We start from the raw sequence: 19,019 nt of genomic DNA on the forward strand, positions 1-19,019 counted from the left end.
CCACGCCGATGCAGCCGCCTCGTCATCGCACGCGCTCCACCGTCAGCGCCGCGCCGCCCGGCGCCTGCGCCTGCACGCGGCGGTCGTACATCGATTCGCCGTAGGCCGGCGGCGCAATGAAGCGACCCGCGTTGCTCGCCTTGATCCGGTAGACGAACTCCCGCACGTCGGTCGTCGCGGTGCCGTAGACCACCACGCGATCCTCGCGGATATCGGCGAACTGCGGCTGCCACGTCGAGCCCTTCACGCCGATCGGCGAATGCCACGGCGCATCGGCCACCGGCGCCGACGCACTGCCGTCGCCGTTGCCGTCCTCCGTATCGGTCACGGGCGGCGGCGCGATCACCGGATCGAAGCCGCCCGGCAGCAAGTCGACGATCGCGACGTTGCCGACGTTCGCCGAACCGGTCGCGCGAATCTTCATGTGCACGTCGATCTCCTGGCCGAGCGTGATCCTGGCGAGCGGCTTGCCGTCCGTATCCGTGTAGTCGCGCACGATTTCCAGCCCGTTCTTGATCGCCTTCGTCGACGTGCCGCGGTCGTAGCCCGACTGGCTCGCGACCCACCAGGCCGGCAACGCGCTGCCGTTCACGAAGTCGACCCGCGACGCGCCGGCCGCCCACGTGCCCGAGCGTACGAGGTTCGCCTGGATCGACGATACGTCCTTCGGCGCGGCGCCCGCGCGCACTTCATTGATCGCGAGCTGGTCGAGCTGCCCTGCGTTCGATGCCGCGTAAGCGTCGAGCGCGAGAATCGTCATCGCCGACGACAGCGTGTTGTAGCGATTGTCGACGAGCGGCGCGGCGAGGTTGTCCATCGCACGCGGCGACAGCTTGCGCACGCGCTCCGGGAAGTGTTTCGCGAGCAGGTACAGCACGCTCGCGTCGCGCGTCAGCGGGTCGATGTAGTAGCCGGTCGAATCATCGCCGTCCGACGCGCGCTTGCGCTCGAGCAACGCCTGCGGGCCCGCGATCAGCGCCGCGGCCTCCTTGTCCTGCTTCAGCAACTGATACGACGCGGCGAGCCACGCCGCCGCGAGATCGTTCTTCCAGTCGTTCGGATAGGCCGCCTGCAGCCGCTTCTGCACGGCCGCGAGGTTGTTGGTCGTCACGTTGCCCTGGCGCGTGAGCAGGTACACCGCGTACGCGCGCTGCCGCAACAGGTCGAGCGAGCCGAGCGAATCGTTCGCGGCGAGCCGCTGCAAGTACGCGTTGCCCGCGTCGAGCATGTCCTTCGGCACCGCGACGCCGCGGTCGCGCGCATCGAGCAGCACGTGCATCGCATACGCGGACACGAACGGATCGGCATCGGGCGTCGCACTCCACAGGCCGAAGCCGCCCTGTGCGTTCTGCCGGCTGCGCAGCACGCCGAGGAACTGCGCGATCGCGCTCGCATTCGTCGCATCGACGCCGGCTTCGGGCGCATGCATCGCGCTCGTCAGCGCGCGCACCGACAGCCACTTCGCCGCGAACATGCGCGGTACGGCCGCGCTCACCATCTGCTCGCTGCACGCGTGCTCGAAGTTGACGAGATACGACGACAGCCCTTCGGACAGCACCAGCGGCGCGGTCGAGATGCTCGCGTCGCGCGACGCATACGCGTCGTACATCGACCGCAGGTTCGGCACGCTCGCCTTCCTGCCCGGCTCGAGCCGCGCGATGTCGAGCTGCGTGCGGAACGCGGCGGCCGGCCGCACCGACACGTCGACCCGCTGCTGCGCGCCCTTCGTGCCGTAGCGCGCGCCGAACGACAGCGCGCCCGAGCCGAGCGTGTCGGTCGCCTTCACGCGGAACAGCGCGACGCCTTCGTGCTGCGGCGCGAGCGCGACGTTCTGCGTCGCCGGCCCGATCACCTGCAACTGCGGGCCCGTCTTCAGCGTGACCGCGACCGGCACCGGCTGGTTGCCGACGCCCGTCAGGTTGTTCGCGACGCCGACGCTGACGTCGGCCTCGTCGCCGGGCGCGAGCGTCGTCGGCACGTTCGGCGACAGCACGAAATCGCCGCGTACCGTCGTCGCGCCTTCGAACGTGCCGACCAGGTCCGGCGACACCGACACGGCCATCACGCGCAGCTTCCCGTTGAAATAGTCGGGCACCGTGTAGCTCAGGCGCGTGTCGCCGTTCACGTCGACGATCCCCGACCAGTAGACGACCGGCTTGTCGCGCTTGCGCTTGAACGGGTTCAGCTGGCGGCCGATCGCATCGTCGGCGTCGCCGCCGGGCGCGGCCATCGCCATCAGCTTCTCGAAGTCCGGCAGGATCAGGTCGAGGATCTGCGACGTGCCGACTTCGAGCATCCGCTTGCGGAAGAAGAACTTCAGCGGATCGCCGAGCTTGTAGCGCGCGACCTGCAGGATGCCCTCGTCGACCGCGAACACGACGACCTTCGCCGGCTTCGCCGAATGCACGACGAAATTGACGGTATCGCCCGGCTTCACGAGCGCTGGCGCATCGACGCTCACCGCGTTGCGGCGCGCGTCGAGGTTCACCGAGAACGGCACGACGCCGTAGCTCAGCGGGCTCATGAAGATCTCGTCCGACGACGGATCGCGGATGGTTTGCACGTTGATGTAGCCGTTGCCCTCGAAGCCGGCCGGCACCGTGATGTGCTGGATCGAGCTCGTCGTGTCCGCGTGGAACCACGCGTGCGCATACACCTTGTCGCGCTCGATCGTGATCAGGCCGCTGCCCGCGTAAGGCGCACGGATCGCGATTTCCACCTGCTCGCCCGGCTTGAAATCGTGCTTCGCGAGGCTCACCTGAAGCTCCGCGTTACGATCGAGCGAACGCGTGACGTTCGCGGCGCCCGTGACCGAATACTCGATCCGGTTCACCGCGGCGCCATCGGCGCGGCGGATCACGAGCGCGTAGCTGCCCGGCTTGTCGGTGCGCAGCGCGTAGTCGAGCCCGGCTGCCGGAATCGACAGCGGCTTCTCGTCGACCGGTACTTCCTTCAAGCGCGAATCGTATTTGTACGCGCCGGAATCCTGCCTGGTCAGCACCGACACGTAGCGCTGCTCGACGAGCTGCGCGCGCAGGTCCTTCACGTCGATCGCCTTCGCGCCCGGATCGATCGCGACGAGCCGCACCGTGCGCGGGCTGCCGCGCTTCACGTACCCGAGATCGTCGACCGACTTGTAGCCGACGAGCCAGTCGTTGTTCGACACGAGCGTCTGCGCGTTCGCGGCGACGTTGCGCCCGCCTTCCGCTTCGTATGCCTTCGCCTGGAAGTAGAGCTGGTAGGTCGCGTCCGCGTACTTGTCGAGATCGAGGTCGAACTCGGCATGGCCCTTGTCGTCGGTCGTGCCGTCCTGCAGCGCGGTCGTGTAGCCCTCCTTCGCGCGGCGTGCGTCGAAGAAGTGATAACCCTGCCAACTGCGGAACGACGGCCACACGGGGCGCAGCGTCAGCTTCGCCGCGACGCGGCGTTTTTCGGCCGGCGTGCCGAACAGGTTCTGCGCATCGACGAGGCCCTTCAGCCCCTTCGGCTTCACCCATCCTTCGACGACCTGCTGCGACAGCTTCGCGTCGACCTTCATCCGGTCGGGCAGGAATTCCTTCACCTGCACCGTCGTGCTGCCGATCGGCTCGGCGCCCGGCTGGCCGTCCTTGACGATATACAGGTTGACGGTCCACGTACCGGTCGGCGCCGTTTCGGCGGTCGTGTAGCCGAGCTCGGTGAAGCCCGTCGCGTCGACCGTCACGGGCTTGCGCTCGACGGTCATCCCGCGCGGGTCGACGATCTCCGCCTGCAGCGGCACGCCGGCCGGGCTGCGCGCCCAGCTCGCCGCGCGCACGATCAGGCCGATATGGAACGGATCGCCGGGCCGGTACAGCCCGCGATCCGAGAACAGGTACGCGGACAGTTGCCCCTGGCCCGTCGCGTTGCGCTCGCCGTCGACGTCGAAGCGCGAGAAGTCGAGCTGACGGTCACGGCCGGCCACCGGCAGGAACGACAGATCGGTGTCCTTCTTCACGACATACAGTTGCGGACGCTTCTCGCGGTCGAGCCCCTTGAACGCGGGGAAATGCACGACGCCGTCGGCGCCGGTCGTCTGCGAAAACAGCGCCTGGCCGTTCACCGCGAGCACCGACACGGTTGCGCCAGCAACCGGTTTGCCGGAGCGAATCGACTGGATGAACACGTCCTGGCTGCCGTCCAGCGCCTTCTTGACCAGCATCCCGAGATCGGTCACGACGATCAGGCGCGTGTCGCCGAGCGCGTTGTCGCTGTCGTCGCCGTTGCCGCCGCTGTCGCCCGAATCGACGTTGTCGGATGAATCCTGGCCGCCGTCGCCGGACGCCGAATCGCCGTCCTTCGCATCGTCGGCTTTCTTCTTCTCGGCCGCAGGATCGTACTTCGACAGATGCAGCAGGAACACGCCGCGCTTGTCGCCCTTCAGGTACTGGCCGAGGTCGATGCCTTCGTAATGGGCACGGCCGGGGTCGCCGGCCGGAAACGCACGGGTCTGCACGAAGCGCTCGACGATGTGATCCTCGCTGAACGAATACGACAGCTCGGGCCGCGCGTACGTGCCGTTGTTGAAGCTCACGAGATGCTGGATCTGGTCGGGCAGCACGCGGCCGATCTCGACCTTCATGCCCGGCAGGTTGCGCGACACGACCGACAGCCGCTTGCTGCCGCTCATCGACAGCAGCGAGCCGTCGGCCATGAAGCGCAGCAGCTTCGGATAATCGGGCACCGTGAACGCGTTCGTCACCGGCGCGCCGAGCCGGTAGCCGCCCGCCGATTTCAGGTCGCCCTCGAACCGCACGACGACGCGCTCGCCCGGCGTCGCGCGGTACTTGAAGCTCTGCAGCGTCGCGTAGTCGTTCTCGGTCGGCACCGCTTCGAGCGGCAGCGGCTTCGACTGCTTCAACACCGCGTCGCTGATGTCGGCCACGTTCCATTCGTACGGCGGATCGTCGTCCGCCTGCTCGACGCCCGGCTTGCGCTTGGGCAGCACCCATGCCTTCGCGCGCGCGGCCAGCTCGGCGCCGCGCACGCCGTCGGAGGTTTCGGCGACGAGCACCTGCTCGGGCTCGTAGCGCTCGTTGTCGACGAGCGTCGGCGCGATGTTGTCGATCGTCAGGCTGTACAGCCCCGGCACGCCGACCGATGCGTGCAGCACGTCGGGCGTGCCGTTGCCGCCGCGCGCGCTCTTCACGCCCTTGTCGACGTCGAGCCGTGCCGTCAGCGGATCGCGCGGAATCTCGAGCGGCTGCGAGTAGACCCACGCGCTCGTCTTCATCTTGTCGTAGTTGACGGTGTAACGCAGCGGCGACACGGTCTTGCCGTCGCGGCCGACCAGCACCAGGCCGATGCGCTTCTCGAACTCGGCCGGATCGACCGGGTAGTTGAAACGCAACTGCAGCAGCGCCTGCTTCTCCGCCGGATTGTCGGGGTTCTGGTAGAACTGGTTGTCGCCGAACGTCGCGGCGAACGCCGGCACGTCGAACGCGAAACGGTCGTCGTGCATCGTTACCTGCGGCGCGAACACGCGATGCACGGCGAAGCGCACCTCGACGTGCGTGCCGACCGGCCAGTCGGCCGCCGGCGTGAAGCGCAACGTCTTGTCGTCGACCCACTCCCACGCGCCCTTCAGCGCGGGCGTCATCTCGATGCCGTCGCCGGCCGGCTTGCCGACCTGTTCGATCGGCGCGGCCGATCGCGAGAACGCCACCTCGAGCGGATGCACGGTGATCTTCGGCTTGTCGGAGTCGTCGACCTCGTAGGTCGTGATCGCCGGCGCCTTCACGGTGAAGCCGACGGTTTCGGGCTCGGGCGGCTTCGGGCGATGCTTGAACCAGTAGCCGCCATAACCGAGCGCGGCCGCGAGCAGCACGATGCCGCCGGCATGCCACGGGCGGCGGCGCACGGCCGCGGCGGTGACGCCCATCCACGCAGGCGCCGTCCACGACACGTCGCCGACCAGCGGCCGCAGCGCGCAGCCAAGCAGCCAACAGACGAAGCCCGCCAGGCGAATCGGCAGGAGCAGCAGGAAACGCAGCAAATCCATTTTGTTATTTCCTTGTCAAGGACATGCTGCCCAAGCGGCAACCTTCCCCGAATCGTTATGGGTCTTGTGACGGCGCGGCCCGGTTGCGCCGTGAGTACTTGGTATCGACCGGATGCTGGGCGCCATTATCGATCAGACCCGAAACGATGGAAACAGCTGTGTGCCGGCGCGCAACGCCGGCCGATACCCGACCTCTGCGCGCGGTCGCGCCGCGTTCGCTAGAATGCGCGGCTCGGCAGGATCGAACCGAAATGAAAGGAAACCGCTTGAAACTCCCGTTCGAATGGCAGATCGGGCTGCGCTACGCGCGCGGCGGCCGGCGCTCGGCCGGCGACGGCTTCGTGTCGTTCATCGCCGGCGCCGCGATGGCCGGCATCGCGCTCGGCGTGGCCGCGCTGATCGTCGTGCTGTCGGTGATGAACGGCTTTCGCACCGAGGTGCGCGACCGGATGCTGTCGGTGCTCGCGCACGTGGAAATCTTTTCGCCGGCCGGCGCGATGCCCGACTGGCGGCTGACCGCGCACGAATCGTTACAGAATGCTTCGGTGCGCGCCGTCGCGCCCTATGTCGACGCACAGGCGCTGCTGACGAACGCAGGCAACGTGACGGGCGTCGCGCTGCGCGGGATCGATCCGGTGCTCGAGCCGCGCGTGTCCGAGATCGCGCGCAAGCTGAAGACGGGCCGCCTCGACGCGCTGGTGCCCGGCGAGATGGGCATCGTGCTCGGCGCCGCGCTCGCCGACGCGCTGCAGGTGAAGATCGGCGACCGCATCACGTTCTTCGCGCCCGGCAACACCGCGCGCCTCGGCGACGCGCTGCCGCGGTTCCGCCAGTTCAACGTGGTCGGCACGTTCGAGTCGGGCCACTACCAGTACGACAGCGCGCTCGCGTACATCCACATCCGCGACGCGCAGCAACTGTCCAACGTGAGCGCGCCGACCGGCATCCGGTTGTGCATCGACGATCTGCAGCGCGCGCCGGAGATCGCGCTCGCGCTGTCGCGCACGCTGTCGGGCAACCTGTACATCCGCGACTGGACGCGGCAGAACCGCACGTGGTTCGAAGCCGAGCGGCTGCAGAAGCGGATGCTGTCGCTGATCCTGATGCTGATCGTCGCGGTCGCCGCGTTCAACCTCGTGTCGTCGCTCGTGATGACGGTCACGCAGAAGCAGGGCGACATCGCGATCCTGCGCACGCTCGGCGCGCCGCCCCGCTCGATCATGAAGATCTTCGCGATCCAGGGGATGACGATCGGCCTCGCCGGCACGCTGGCGGGCGTCGCGCTCGGCTGCGCGATCGCGGTAAGCATCCCGGTGGTGCTGCCGGCGATCGAGCAGTTGCTCGGCATCCGCTTCCTGACACCGTCCGTCTATTTCCTCAGCGCGCTGCCGTCGAAGCTGTCGGCGCTCGACGTGATCGAGATCGCATCGGCCGCGTTCCTGATGTCGTGCGTCGCGACGCTGTACCCGAGCTGGCGCGCCGCGCGGGTGCGGCCGGCCGACGCGCTGCGCGACGAGTAGCCGCGAGCGGCTCGATTGGCGCGGCGTTACGCGATCTCGTGGAAACCGACGCTGTTGCCGCCGTCCGGCGCGTAGGCGGCGAGCACGTCGAAGCCGACGTTGACAAGTTCCGCGCGCATCCCGTAGGACTTCTTGCCGGATGAGTCGACGAAGATCGCCGCGCCCGACGACAACTGGCGCGCGGTATTCAGCAGCGCGAGCGTGCCGCGCGCGGTGCCGGCCGATGGCTCGATCGTCAGCGTCGTGCCGTCCTGCGTGGTGAAGTGCCCGCCCGGCGGCACGGGTGGCGGATTGTCCGCGACGGAGCGGTTGAGCAGGCTCATGAAATGAAAGCGCGCATCGGCGCCCTGGCTCGCCGCCGCGCGCTCGCTGTCCGCGAACGTGTCGCCGCGCACGGCCGCGCGTTGCGCGGCGATATCGACCGCCTGCTCGTGAAAATCGCGCATCGCGAGCACGAGGCCGGCGTTCGCGTTCAGCGTCGATTCGACCCACGCGCGATCGCTGTCGGTCAGCGTCTTCGATACGACCTTGATCCGGCCGTCGTCGGTCACGAAGTCGAATGGCGCGTCGGCCAGATCGGGGCGCTTCGCGACGATGTCCTGCAGGCTCGTCGCGAGCGCGTCGGTGACGCCGCGCAGCTTCATCGTCAGGTCGCCCACCATCGACAACTGTTTCGCCAGCGCCGCCTGCATCGCCTGCGGATCGACTGCCCGAACGCCGATCGGCTCGTCTGGCGACGCGCCGGACGCGGTCGTGTCCGATGCCTGGCGCCCGTCGAGCACCGCCTGCGCCATTTGCGCGAGCGACAGGTCGCCCGCCGCCGTGACTGGAATCGTCATTGCCCTCTCTCTCGTTTTCAGCCTGTTTTTTGCAGTTTACGGACGGATTCCATGGAAGTTGAGGTCGCCGGCCACACGCATACAGAAACTTTGTTTGATTTAAGCTAAAAAAGTTTGACACGCGCATTTCACTGAGATAACTTTTGCGCAAGCTTCCGGAAAGCAATCCCGGCCAACAGCGTGCCGGATCGCGTCGCGCTTTCCTGCCGTTGCAGCACCGCCGTTCGCAACATTTCCGCCTCTTCGCATCGTGCCGTTCCGTTTCATCCGAAACCTGAAGGGAGCTCGGGCATGCTTCTGTTTGATTCGCACTCCTGCTTTCGTATCGAACCGCCGCACTGACGCATTCCGCTCGGGGGCGATGCGCTCGCCTCGACGCCAGCCGGATGCGCGCCGCCTGACGCACGCCGGCATCGGGCGAGATCCCCTTCCGTCTCGCCCGCCGTTTTTGATGGTGCAGTTCCGCTTCATCCGATGCAGTACCCGGCCAGGCCGCAGGGGGCGTATCGCGAGCCGACCGGTTCCACACAATCACAAGAGACGAGGTCGCTGCAATGAACATTCATCGAACCGGATTCCGGCGCGCGTGGCTGCCCGCGCTCGTGGCGGCCGCGACGCTCGCCGCGTGCGGCGGTGACGACGGCGGTAGCGTGGCGGGCGTGTCAGCGCTCGCACAGGGCCAACAGGAGGGGGCCGCCGCCGCGGCCGATCAGTCCAATACGCAATCGCTCGCGTCGCGCTTTTCACCGTCCGGCGTCCCGTACGCGAATCCGGCGAGCGGCGGACGCTACAAGCCGGTGATCAGCAACGGCCAGGTGCAGCCGTCGCTGTCGGGCGGCACGATCGAGGAGAACGCGTGGGTCGACACGCCGGTCGATTCCGACGGCGACGGCACGCGCGACCGCATCCACGTGCGCATCGTGCGGCCGGCCGAGACCGCGAACGGCGCGCGCACGCCGGTCATCGTGCTCGCGAGCCCGTATTACGCGGGGCTCGCCGACAGCCCCAACCACGACGTCGACGTCGAACTCGACGGCACCCCGCATCCGGCCGCGACCGCCGGCGCCGCGGCATCGGCGTCCACGCGCATCCTGGCCGCCGCACCGCAAACCCGGATGCTGCAGCAAGTCGAGGCGGCGGCCGCCGGCCGCTCGTGGATCGAGAGCTACTTCGTGCCGCGCGGCTTCACGATCGTCTATGCGGATTCGCTCGGCACCGCCGGCTCGGACGGCTGCCCGACGATCCTCACGCGCGACGAATCGGTCGCGATGGCGTCGGTGATCCGCTGGCTCGGCCGCGACGCGACCGCGAAGGACGCGAACGGCAAGACGGTCGTCGCGAACTGGTCGACCGGCCACGTCGGCATGTACGGCGTGTCGTACGACGGCACGCTGCCGAAGATGGTCGCGAGCCTGCGCACGCGCGGGCTCGACGCGATCGTGCCGATCGCCGGGCTGTCGAACATGTACGGCTACTACCGCTCGGGCGGCCTCGTGCGCGCGCCGGAAGGCTATCAGGGCGAGGATGTCGACGTGTACATCAAGGCGCTGCTGACGAACGCGCATCTGGAGCGCTGCACGCACCTGATCGACGAAGCGCTGCAGCAGGAAGACCGCAAGACCGGCGACTATTCGCCGTTCTGGGCCGCGCGCGACATTCCGACCGCGTTCGCGGTCGCGCCGGCGCTCGTCGCGCAAGGGCTGACCGACGACAACGTGCGCGTAGACCAGTCGACGTCGTGGTATCTGGCGATGCGGCGCCAGGGCGTGCCGACCCAGCTGTGGCTGCATCGACTGAAGCACACCGATCCGACCCGCGTGCCGGGGATGGCCGACGCGTGGACCGCCGAGGTGAACCGCTGGTTCACGCGCTACCTGATCGGCTACGACAACGGCGTCGAGCAGGATCCGCGCGCGGTGATCGCTCAGGCCGACGGCTCGCTGCTGAAGGAAGCCGACTGGGCCGCGCGTCGCGCCACGCCGGTCACGTACTTCGCCGGCGGCGACGGCGCAACCACCGGCACGCTGCTGCGGCAGCCGACCGGCGGCCCGCTCGCGCGCTTCACCGACGATGCGCGCATTCCCGCGCTGACGCTGGCGAACACGGCGACCGGCGAAAACCGCAGCCGCTTCGAGACGGCCCCGCTGACGGCCGCGGCACGCCTGTCCGGCACGGCGACCGCGCGCGTCAGGCTGACCTTCACGGGCGTGGCGAACGTGACGGCGCTGCTGGTCGACCGCGCGCCGGACGGCACGGCGACGATCGTCACACGCGCATGGACCGACCCGCGCAACCGGCTGTCCGAGTGGGTGTCGCAGCCCGTGCTGCCCGGCATGCCGTACGACCTGAAGCTGACGTTCATGCCGCGCGACTACAAGCTGGAAGCCGGCCACCGGCTGGGGCTCGTGGTCCTCTCCAGCGACTATGAGGCGACGCTGCGGCCGACGCCGGGCACGGGGCTGACGCTCGATCCGGCCGGCACGTCGGTGACGGTGCCGCTCGCGGCTTCCTGAGCCGCGGCAGCCCGCGGTACCCCCTCGACACGATCCGGGATGCCGGTACCTCCGCATCCCGGATCGTTTCCCATCGTCCGGCTCGATTTTCTGTTTCTTTAAAAAGGCCGCCCCGTCGGAATGATCATTCCGCATTTCGTGAATCAAGCGATTCTTTGAATCGGAAAATGAAACAGCATTCTGTCGCTTGACATCGAAACCCGATCGACTAGATTGGGAAATCAATAATCCGGAAATTCGTAACCGGTTGCCCTCGGGGATTCCCTTTGCCTGTATGCCGTTTCCAGCCCGACCGGCGGCCGCCGAGTCGCGGCCCACGGTAATCGCTCGTCTTTTTTGAATCGGGTGCCGCTGATTTTCTGTCCTGGTCGAGGAAAGGGGATGTCGCCCGCTTCGATCATGCAACCGTGATTCGGCAGCAACCGCGCTCGCCGGACACGGAAGTCCGGCTATCCCGTGCATGGCGTCGTACCCCCGCCTCGGAGAATGGCTATGAGCAATATCGGCACGGACACCGCCGTCGGATCGGGATCGCCATTGAATGGCCGGACCGTCAAGCCGTTCGCTTCGATACGGGGCCGGGAACGAAACGATTACGAGTCGCGGGTCGCACTGGCTTACCAGGACGACCCGGAAAGCTGGAGCAGCGTGATCGGCGATCGCCTCTGGTTCCAGTTCGGTATCTATGACCCGGCCCGATCGCCGGAGCCGATCGGCCTCGACGAATCCGGCCTCAGGTATTTCGAGCGGCAACTCGAGCTCGCCGGCCTGGATAGGCCCGGCCGCCAGCCCGTCGAGCGGATACTCGACATCGGCTGCGGCTGGGGAACGGTGCTGCGGGATCTGTCCGAGCGGTTTCCCGACTGTCATCGCCTGGACGGCATCAACATCAGCGAACGCCAGCTCGAATACTGCGCCGAAGTCAATGCCGCGCGAGCCTTGTCGGACCGCATCAACCTGTTCCGGTGCAATGCGCTCGATATCGATTTGCTGCCGGATTTCGGGCAACCCTACGACCTTGCGATCATGCGCGGGGTGATTTCCCACTTCCCCTACGATCTTTTCGAAATCGTGATGGCCAAATTGCGGCAACGGCTGTCCGCGAACGGAACGGTCATCGTTTCGGACAATCTGTATAACGTCGACCTGCAGGACTACCGGTCCGATACGCCCGATCTCGTCGACAGGCTGGCATGCAAGTATCGCAAGACGCCCGCGTACCTGCGCCAGGTGTTCGAGCAGAGCGGCTTTGTCGTCCACGACATGAGAATCCTGCCGGACCGGATGGACGCGACGCGCTGGCTGCTGAGCGTGCAGGAGAACATCGAGCGTCATTTTCCGCGCGGTGCGGTCGGCGCGCTGGAAGAACTCCGCGTGATGTGCGAGAGCCTGGCCGTCGCCATCGTGAAGCGCCAGGTTTCCATCTACAGCTTCGTGCTCAGGCGCGATCGCTGAAGGCCGCCGTTTCCGGCCCCCGACCTCGAGCCGAGAATCCGCCATGAAAGAGATTCCCAACTTCGTTCGCGATCTCCCCGGCCTGCCGAAGCCGGGGGAAAAAATCTTCCACCCGGACTTCCATCTGCAATTGAAGCCCATGTGGCATCCGCGCCACGACGAGGCGGAGCGCCGAATCGCGCTCACCGACAGCCCGTACATCCTCGCGTACTACGGTAGCCAGAAGGCGGTCGAACATTATCTGGCGCAAAGCATGCCGTCATTCGGCGGCCTGTGCTACCCGCACACGCGAGACGACCGGATCTACGATCTCGAACGGATGATGAGCATCACCACGCTGATCGACGACACGATCACCAACCCCGACATGCTGGACCAGGCGCACAGGCGCGCGACGTTGCGGCAGCATTACTTCGACGCGATCGCCGGCGTGCGCCCGCCGGACAGCGCCCCGATCGCGCAGTTGCTGTACGAGGGGCTGCTGACCGTCAAGGAACAGTTGGCGTCGAAGCCCCGCGTCTGGCAACGGCTGGAGGAATCGCTGCGTACCTTGATCGTCAGGCAGACGGATCCGTTGGCCTTGAAGATGGACGAGCTCACGTTCGACGCCTATCTGGAGATGCGCCGCATCGACAATTACGGGGAATGGGCAGCCATCATGACGGAATACGCGATCGACGTGGACATGACCGATCACCTGGCTGCCGACCGGTCGCTGGCGGAAATGAGAACGGCCGCCATCGATTCGATCACGCTGGTCAACGACCCGTATTCATTCCGGAAAGAGATTCATATCGCCGATTCGGTCAATTCCGTCTGGCTGCTGATGTACCGCGACGGCCTGACGCTCCAGGACGCGCTGAACAAGCTGGCCACGCTGGTTGCCGAGAACGAACGCAAGCTGATCGCCGCGCGCGACCGCGTCCTCGCCGGCCCGCTCGGAGACGACGCGGATGTGCGCGCCTACGTGACCGAACTCGAGCATCTGGCGTCCGGCAATGCCGAATTTCACGCGATCAGCACGCGTTACCACGGCAGGGATTTCAAAGGAAAACGGTTCATTTCGGGCGAGGTGACCATTCGGCCGCTACCGTCCACCGATGAAGTGGCGGCCGCGGATCTCGCGGGCGGCCGCCCCGCAAGCTGATTCGATCGATGACGGTGCCGGGTTCGGTTCACGAGGGCCTGCAAGGCGTGCAAGCGGTCCGAACCGCCCCGTCTCGCGACCGGCGCGACCGCGTTTCGCACCGGCAACACCGATCGCCGCCTACACCGGCGTCAATACCGGCTGCCCTGCGAAATGCCGCGCCGCGTTGTCGAGAAACTGCCGCACCGAACGATCGAGCGCCTCGGGCGACCAGCCGCCCATGTGCGGCGTGAGCACGACGCTGTCGAGATCGGTCAGCGCACGCGGCGGCGCCGGTTCGCCTTCATACACGTCGAGCCCCGCGCCCGCGATGCGCCGTTCGCGCAGCGCGTCCGCCAAAGCAGCGGTATCGACAACGCTGCCGCGCGACACGTTCACGAGGAAACCGCCCGGGCCGAGCGCGTCGAGCACCGCGCGATCGATCAGATGTCGCGTGCCTGCACCGCCCGGCGTCGCGACGATCAGGAAATCGGCCCACTGCGCGAGTGCGTCGACCCGGTCGAAATAGCGGTACGGCACCGGCTTCTCCGAGCGGTTGTGATAACCGATCTCGATGTCGAAGCCGGCCGCGCGACGCGCGCACTTCTCGCCGATCTTGCCTAGCCCGACGATGCCGAGCTTCTTGCCCGACACGTTCGGCGGCATCGACAGCTCGTCGCGCCACACGCCCGCGCGGGTTTTCGCATCGAGCTGCACGACGTTGCGCACCGCCGCCAGCAGCAGCGCGAACGCGTGATCGGCGACGCAATCGTCGTTGGTGCCGGCGCCCGTCACCACCGTGATGCCGCGCGTCTTCGCATGCACGACGTCGATGTGTTCGTAGCCCGCGCCGAGCGCGCTGACGAACGTCACGCGCGGCAGCCGGTCGATCTCGGCGGCGCTCAACCCCGTGCTGCCGTTGGTCAGCACCGCTCGGATCGTGCTGCCGTGCTCGGCGATCGCGCGTTCGCGCGCATCGGGAGTCGGCGCGTAACGCACGTCGAACGACGCGGCGATCTCGCGATGCGCGTCGCCGCGCAGCGCGATGAGGACCAGCAGCTCGGGCTTCATGTCAGCAAATGTCCGCAGGCGGGAGTGAATTTCAGTGTAACAAGCCCGCACGATGGATGCGGGTTATCCCCACGCCGTCTGTGGACACGCGGCCGCACGCGGTTTGCCAAAGCCGGCTCAGTCAAGTAACTTTCGGCGTACGCCCCCGTCCTGGAGATTGGCCCCGATGAAGCTCGCCCTGCCCGCCCGGATCCTGGGCCTCGCGTTCGCCGCCGCGATCGTCGCGCCCGGCGCGCATGCCGACACGCCCGTCGTGGTGTCGTCGAAGATCGACACCGAAGGCAACCTGCTCGGCAACCTCATTTCACAGGTGCTGAAGGCCCACGGCGTTCCCGTCACCGAAAAGATCGCGCTCGGCACGACGCCGATCGTGCGCAAGGCGCTCACGAGCGGCGAGATCGACATCTACCCCGAATACACGGGCAACGCCGCGTTCTTCTTCAACAAGGCCGACGACCCGGTATGGAAGAACGCGAGCCAAGGCTACGACACCGCCAGGAAGCTCGACTACGCGGCGAACCATCTCGTGTGGCTGGCACCGGCGCCCGCGAACAACACGTGGGGCGTCGCGCTGCTCGCGCCCGTCGCGCAGTCGCAGCACCTGAAGACCTTCTCCGATTTCGGCAAGTGGGTGACCGGCGGCGGCAAGGTGAAGCTCGCGGCCTCGGCCGAGTTCGTGAACAGCGCGTCGGCGCTGCCGTCGTTCGAGAAGGCGTACGGCTTCAAGCTGAAGCCGGAGCAGCTCGTCGTGCTGTCCGGCGGCGACACGGCCGCGACGATCAAGGCCGCCGCGAACCAGACCGATGGCGTGAACGCCGCGATGGTCTACGGCACCGACGGCGGCATCGCGTCGAGCGGCCTCGCGGTGCTCGACGACGACAAGCACGTGCAGCCCGTCTACGCGCCGGCGCCGGTGATCCGGGAAGCCGCGCTGAAAGCGCATCCGCAGATCGCCGACTTGCTGAAGCCCGTGTTCGCGAGCCTCGACCTGAAGACGCTGCAATCGCTGAACGCCCGCATCCAGCTCAACGGCGAGCCGGCCGCCGGCGTCGCGAAAAGCTATCTGAAAGCGAAGGGTTTCGTGAAATGACGGGCCGCGCGGCGGCGTCCGCGCGGCGCATCACGCTCGACAAGGTCGGTGTCCTGATCGGTGTACTGACGCTCGTCGCGGTGTTCGGCCTGTCGTTCGCGGTGCTGCGGCCGAACCGGATCGCGGCCGGCACCGGGCTGTCGGTGTTCGCCGCGCTGCCGCCGATGCAGGGCGCCGCGCTCGCCGCGCTGTGGACCGTCGGCGCGCTGTGGGCGATGACGGCGAGCCGTCCCGCGTGGCGGCTCGCGGCCGGTTGCACGGGGCTCGCGACGCTCGCGTACGCGATCGGCGCGGCCGCGGCGCACGTCGTCGCGCCCGACGACATGCTGGCCCGCGTGTCGCCCGACGCCGGCGTCTGGCTGCTGCTGTTCGCGTGGGCGGTGCTCATCGCCGATGCGCTCGCGCGCCTCGCGTTCGGCCCATGGCGGCGGCTCGCCGCGCTTGCCGTCGCGATCGCGGCGGTTTCGGTGCCGCTCGCGAGCGGCTGGTGGGACGGCCTCTCGGTGATGCGCGAATACGCGGTGCGCAGCGACGATTTCTGGCGCGAAGCGATCCGTCACGTGTCGCTCGCCGGCGGCTCGGTCGCCGCCGCGCTCGTCGCGGGCGTGCCGCTCGGCATCGCCTGCGCGCGCATCGCGACGGTGCGCACGATCGCGATGCCCGTGCTCAATGTCGTGCAGACGATCCCCAGCATCGCGATGTACGGGCTGATGATGGCGCCGCTCGGCCTGCTCGCCGCGCACGTGCCGCTCGCGGCCGCGCTCGGCATCCGCGGCATCGGCGTCGCGCCGGCCGTGCTCGCGCTGTTCCTCTACTCGCTGCTGCCGATCGCATCGAGCGTCGTGGTCGGGCTCGGACAGGTGCCGCCGCACGTGACCGAAGCGGCACGCGCGATGGGCATGACACGTATGCAGCGGCTGCTGCGCGTCGATCTCGTGCTCGCGCTGCCGGTGATCCTGAGCGGCGTGCGGATCGTGCTCGTGCAGAACATCGGCCTGACCGCGGTGGCCGCGCTGATCGGCGGCGGCGGATTCGGCACCTTCATCTTCCAGGGGATCGGGCAATCGGCCGCCGATCTCGTGCTGCTCGGCGCGATCCCGACGATCGCGCTCGCACTGGCGGCCGCCGTCGTGTTCGAAGCCGCGACGTCGCTCGCGAAGGGACGTGCAGGATGATCGAGATGGAACGGGTCGGCAAACGCTTCGGCGACGTGGTCGCCGTCGACGACGTATCGCTGACGGTGCAGCGCGGCACGATCACCGCGCTCGTCGGCGCATCGGGCAGTGGCAAGTCGACGCTCCTGCGCATGATCAACCGGCTGATCGCGCCGACCAGCGGCACGATCCGCATCGACGGCGTCGATACGGCAAGCGTCGCGCCCGAACAGTTGCGGCGCGGCATCGGCTACGCGATCCAGGGGCACGGGCTGTTTCCGCACTGGAGCGTCGCGCGCAACATCGCGACCGTGCCGCGCCTGCTCGGCTGGCCGGCCGAGCGCATCGACGCGCGCGTGAACGAACTGCTCGATCTGTTCCATCTCGCGCCGGCCGAGTTCGCAGGCAAGCTGCCGCATGAACTGTCGGGCGGCCAGCAGCAACGCGTCGGCGTGGCGCGCGCACTCGCCGCCGAGCCCGCGATGCTGCTGATGGACGAACCGTTCGGCGCGCTCGATCCGATCATCCGCAACAAGGCGCAGGACGACCTGTTCGCGCTGCAGCGCCGCCTCGGCATCACGGTCGTGATCGTCACGCACGATATCGAGGAAGCGCTGAAGCTCGGCGACACGATCGCGGTGATGGACGGCGGCCGGCTGCTGCAGGTCGCGACGCCGGCCGAGATTCTCGGCAAGCCGGCGGCCGGTGTCGTCGAACAGCTCGTCGCGGGCGTCGATCGGCCGCTGCGCCTGCTCGCGCTGACGCCGATCGACACGGTGGCCGAAGCCGGCCACGCCGACGGCGAACCGATCGCGGCGACGCGCACGCTGCGCGATGCGGTATCCGAATTGTTGTGGCGCGGTGTCGATGCGCTGCCCGTCGACGATACGGCCGACGGCAACCGTCACGCACACGGCCCTCGCCGCATCACGCTCGACGCGATCCGCTCGCACGCGAGGAAGCCCGCATGACGACGCGCAGCAGCGTGCGGCCCAAGCGGCCTTCGCTTCCCGCGTACGTCGCCCGCGCGGCCGCGCTCGCGCTGCTGCTCGTGCTGCTGTTGCGCCCCGGGTGGCTGCAAGGTCTGTTCGCGCCGTTCGCGGACAACGGCGCGCCGGTGATCTACGATCGCGCGAGCCTGCTCGATCTCACGCTCGCGCATCTCGGCACGGTCGCGCTGTCGAGCCTGATCGGCACGATCGTCGCGGTCGCGGCCGGCATCGCGGTCACGCGGCCGTTCGGCGCGGATTTCCTGCCGGTCGCGCGCAGCGTCGTCGACATCGGCCAGACCTTCCCGCCGGTCGCCGTGCTCGCGCTGGCCGTGCCGGCCGTCGGCTTCGGCTTGAAACCCGTGCTGATCGCGCTCGTGCTGTACGGGCTCCTGCCGGTTTTCGAAAGCACGATCGCGGGGCTCGAGGACGTGCCGCGCGACGTCGTCGACGCCGCGCGCGGAATGGGAATGAGCGGGTGGCAGCAACTGGTGTCCGTCGAGCTGCCGCTCGCGTTCCCGGTGATCGTCAACGGCATCCGGCTCGCGGTCGTGATCAATCTCGGCACCGCGACGATCGGCTCGACGGTCGCCGCGCGCGGGCTCGGCGACGTGATCATCGCGGGCCTGCAGACGTCGAACACCGCGTTCGTGCTGCAAGGCGGCGTGATCGTCGGCTTGCTCGCGGTGCTCGTCAGCGATGCGATCGGCGCGATTGCGCGGGCGGCGAGCGCGCGGCGCGCCTAGAAACCGTTGCGGAATGTTTCGAAGGAGAAGCGATGACTGCATTAGACACCGGCCCGTTTTTTCATGGCACGAAAGCGGATTTGCAGATCGGCGACTTGCTGACGGCAGGCTTCAGATCGAATTATCGCGATGACGTCGTGATGAATCACATTTATTTCACGGCGCTGCGCAAAGGCGCCGGCCTGGCGGCGGAAATGGCCAAAGGCGAAGGCCGGCCGCGGGTCTACATCGTCGAGCCTACCGGCGAATTCGAAAACGACCCGAACGTCACGGACAAGAAATTCCCCGGCAATCCGACGCGATCGTATCGAAGCACATCGCCGTTGAAGATCGTTGGCGAACTCGATAGCTGGGAACCCTACGATCCGGAGTTCATTCAGCAGCTCAGAAGCCGCATCGAAACCGGCATCGGCGAGATCATCAACTAGCGTTCGTGCGGACTGCGATGCGTGTCCGCGCAACGATCGGCTTGCCGGCCCGCCCGAATCGACACAAGC

At 67.7% G+C, this 19,019-nt stretch carries 12 protein-coding genes; 9 read left to right on the plus strand and 3 right to left on the minus strand.

The annotated features are described in order from the left end of the window. Positions 1–22: 22 nt before the first annotated feature. Positions 23–6,019, minus strand: coding sequence for an alpha-2-macroglobulin (locus KPB06_RS32095; RefSeq protein ID WP_275905698.1), 5,997 nt, complete (start codon positions 6,017–6,019; stop codon positions 23–25). Positions 6,020–6,270: 251 nt separating this feature from the next. On the opposite strand from KPB06_RS32095, the gene KPB06_RS32100 reads away from it, so the two are divergent. Further along, the gene (locus tag KPB06_RS32100) at positions 6,271–7,539 is read left to right on the plus strand and encodes a lipoprotein-releasing ABC transporter permease subunit (protein ID WP_104012537.1); all 1,269 of its coding nucleotides are present in this window, start codon (positions 6,271–6,273) and stop codon (positions 7,537–7,539) included. A 26-nt stretch (positions 7,540–7,565) separates the two neighbouring features. Here KPB06_RS32100 and KPB06_RS32105 read toward each other — a convergent pair whose 3' ends face one another. Next, entirely contained in the window at positions 7,566–8,378 is an 813-nt protein-coding gene (locus tag KPB06_RS32105; RefSeq protein ID WP_104012536.1) for a hypothetical protein, read from the minus strand. A 554-nt stretch (positions 8,379–8,932) separates the two neighbouring features. Between KPB06_RS32105 and KPB06_RS32110 the strand changes: the two genes are divergently transcribed. From KPB06_RS32110 to KPB06_RS32120, 3 genes are all read left to right on the plus strand, one after another. Then, entirely contained in the window at positions 8,933–10,891 is a 1,959-nt protein-coding gene (locus tag KPB06_RS32110; protein ID WP_275905697.1) for a Xaa-Pro dipeptidyl-peptidase, read from the plus strand. 492 nt (positions 10,892–11,383) lie between these two features. Beyond that, a complete protein-coding gene (locus KPB06_RS32115; RefSeq protein ID WP_099317796.1) occupies positions 11,384–12,346 on the plus strand; it encodes an SAM-dependent methyltransferase in 963 nt (320 codons plus the stop codon). Between the two features lie 43 nt (positions 12,347–12,389). After that, positions 12,390–13,493: a terpene synthase family protein gene (locus tag KPB06_RS32120; RefSeq protein ID WP_146075214.1), complete on the plus strand. Its 1,104-nt coding sequence runs from the start codon at positions 12,390–12,392 to the stop codon at positions 13,491–13,493. 120 nt (positions 13,494–13,613) lie between these two features. On the opposite strand, the gene KPB06_RS32125 is transcribed toward KPB06_RS32120, so the two are convergent. Next, positions 13,614–14,543 (minus strand): 2-hydroxyacid dehydrogenase, encoded by a 930-nt coding sequence (locus KPB06_RS32125; protein WP_059575365.1) that lies wholly within the window; start codon positions 14,541–14,543, stop codon positions 13,614–13,616. A gap of 166 nt (positions 14,544–14,709) precedes the next feature. Here KPB06_RS32125 and osmF point away from each other — a divergent pair, with 166 nt between their 5' ends. From osmF to arr, 5 genes are read left to right on the plus strand one after another with little or no spacing between them, the layout of a single operon-like run. Beyond that, positions 14,710–15,633 (plus strand): glycine betaine ABC transporter substrate-binding protein OsmF, encoded by a 924-nt coding sequence (osmF, locus tag KPB06_RS32130; RefSeq protein ID WP_104012533.1) that lies wholly within the window; start codon positions 14,710–14,712, stop codon positions 15,631–15,633. Beyond that, positions 15,630–16,808: an ABC transporter permease gene (locus KPB06_RS32135; protein ID WP_104012532.1), complete on the plus strand. Its 1,179-nt coding sequence runs from the start codon at positions 15,630–15,632 to the stop codon at positions 16,806–16,808. Before osmF ends, KPB06_RS32135 begins: the two co-directional genes overlap by 4 nt. Then, the gene (locus KPB06_RS32140) at positions 16,805–17,758 is read left to right on the plus strand and encodes an ABC transporter ATP-binding protein (protein ID WP_104012531.1); all 954 of its coding nucleotides are present in this window, start codon (positions 16,805–16,807) and stop codon (positions 17,756–17,758) included. Before KPB06_RS32135 ends, KPB06_RS32140 begins: the two co-directional genes overlap by 4 nt. Continuing rightward, positions 17,755–18,522, plus strand: coding sequence for an ABC transporter permease (locus KPB06_RS32145; RefSeq protein WP_104012530.1), 768 nt, complete (start codon positions 17,755–17,757; stop codon positions 18,520–18,522). The genes KPB06_RS32140 and KPB06_RS32145 overlap by 4 nt, the downstream gene beginning before the upstream one ends. A 32-nt stretch (positions 18,523–18,554) precedes the next feature. After that, on the plus strand, positions 18,555–18,950 hold the full coding sequence (gene arr / locus KPB06_RS32150; RefSeq protein WP_099317801.1) for an NAD(+)--rifampin ADP-ribosyltransferase: 396 nt from the start codon (positions 18,555–18,557) through the stop codon (positions 18,948–18,950). Positions 18,951–19,019: the final 69 nt, after the last annotated feature.

Source organism: Burkholderia semiarida, assembly GCF_029268935.1.
GTDB classification, from domain to species: domain Bacteria; phylum Pseudomonadota; class Gammaproteobacteria; order Burkholderiales; family Burkholderiaceae; genus Burkholderia; species Burkholderia semiarida.